Genomic DNA, 1,929 nt, shown 5'->3' on the forward strand with positions numbered 1-1,929 from the left:
CCGGCTATGTGGCTCATGCTCAGCCAGCGACCGGACTTCGATGACTATGACCTGTCGGCGCTCAAGGTGCTGCTGTCCGGCGGTGCGCCCTGTCCGATCACGGTTATCGAGTTCTTCCAGAAACGCGGATTCCAGTTCCTGGAAGGCTTCGGCATGACCGAAACCTGCGCCTGCGGCTGTGTCCTCAATAACGAAAATGCCGTGCGCAAGAACGGCTCGGTGGGCAAGCCACTGATTCATGTGCAGATGCGCATCGTCGATGTGAACGACAACGACGTAGCGCCCGGTGACACCGGCGAGCTGGTGCTGCGTGGCCCCAGCATGTTCCGCGAGTACTGGAACCGCCCCGACGCCACGGCCGAGGAGTGGCGCAACGGCTGGTTCCACAGTGGTGACCTGGCCCGCCAGGATGAGGAAGGCTTCTACTACATCGTCGACCGCAAGAAGGACATGCTGATTTCCGGCGGCGAGAACGTCTATCCCACCCAGGTGGAGCAGGTGCTCTACCGTCACCCGAAAGTCCGGGATGTGGCGGTGATCGGGGTACCGGACGAGAAGTGGGGCGAGGTGCCCATGGCGCTGGTGGTACCGAAAGAGGGCGAAGAGCCGACCCTGGAGGAAATCCAGACGTACTGCAGCGAACACCTGGCCCGTTTCAAGGTGCCCAAGCACCTGACGGTACTCGAAGAGCTGCCCCGCACCGCCACCGGCAAGGTGCTCAAGCGGGCATTGCGCAGGCAGTACGGCCGCTCGCCCGAGCAGGAATAACCGAGGAAGATCCATGACGACCCGCAGTCCGTTCTACACCGCCGAACACGAGGCCTTCCAGGATTCGGTGCGTGCTTTTGTCCGCAAGGAAATCGAGCCCTTTGTCATCGAATGGGACGAGGCCGGCACGTTCCCGCGGGAGCTCTACCGCAAAGCGGCCGATATCGGCCTGATCCCGCTGGGGTACCCGGAGGAGTACGGTGGCATCGAAGCGGACCTGTTCTACATGATCATCGCCGCCCAGGAGCTCGCCATGGCCGGCTGTGGCGGGCTGTCCGCCAGCCTGATGAGCCACGGCATTGGTTCGCCGCCGATCGTCAAGTATGGTTCGGAGGCATTGAAGCGACGGGTACTGCCGCCCATCTTCGCCGGCGAGGCCATCAGCGCCCTGGCGATTACCGAGCCCGGTGGTGGTTCGGACGTGGCGGCCCTTAAAACCACGGCAAGGCGGGACGGTGACCACTATATCGTCAACGGCTCCAAGACCTTCATCACCTCCGGTATGCGGGCGGATACTTACACCGTGGCCGTACGCACCGGCGAGGCGGGTCACAAGGGCATTTCTCTGCTGGTGATCGACCGGGAGACCCCGGGCTTCACCCGCACCCCCCTGGAGCGGAAGATGGGCTGGTGGTGCTCCGATACCGCCACCCTGTACTTCGACGACTGCCGGGTGCCCGTCGGCAACCTGCTGGGGGAAGAAAACCAGGGCTCGAAGATCATCATGAACAACTTCAACTCCGAGCGTATTTTTATGGCGGCGAGTTGTATCGGCTTCTCCCGGGCGGCCTATGAGGAGGTGGTGGACTATGCCCGTCAGCGCCAGACGTTCGGCCGGGCGCTGATCGAGCACCAGGTGGTTCGCCACAAGCTGGCGGACATGCACATGAAGATCGAGGCCAGCCAGGCCTACCTGGAGAAACTGGCCTGGCGCATCGAGCAGGGCGAGAACCCGGTAGCCGATGTGTGCCTGCTCAAGAACCAGAGCACCCTGACCATGGAATACTGTGCCCGGGAAGCCGTGCAGACCCTGGGTGGTGCCGGCTTCCTGCGCGGGCCCAAGTCGGAGCGTATCTACCGGGAAGTGCGGGTCAACGCCATTGGCGGCGGCGCCGAGGAGATCATGCGCGATCTGGCGTCCCGGCAGCTTGGCCTATAAGG

General features: G+C 63.2%; 2 protein-coding genes. Both read left to right on the forward strand.

Annotated features, from left to right (window positions below):
- A partial coding sequence (locus tag NA637_RS24805; RefSeq protein WP_256075210.1) for a class I adenylate-forming enzyme family protein occupies nt 1-768 on the forward strand: 768 nt, incomplete at its 5' end.
- Between the two features lie 13 nt (nt 769-781).
- Entirely contained in the window at nt 782-1,927 is a 1,146-nt protein-coding gene (locus tag NA637_RS24810) for an acyl-CoA dehydrogenase family protein (protein WP_256075213.1), read from the forward strand.
- The last annotated feature ends 2 nt before the right edge of the window (nt 1,928-1,929 follow it).

Origin of the sequence: Stutzerimonas stutzeri, assembly GCF_024448935.1 — a bacterium.
In the GTDB taxonomy this organism is placed as follows: domain Bacteria; phylum Pseudomonadota; class Gammaproteobacteria; order Pseudomonadales; family Pseudomonadaceae; genus Stutzerimonas; species Stutzerimonas stutzeri_AO.

Excerpts from the sequence above, each read along its gene's own strand:
- NA637_RS24810 (WP_256075213.1), top strand. The coding sequence starts at position 782 with ATGACGACCCGCAGTCCGTTCTACACCGCCGAACACGAGGCCTTCCAG.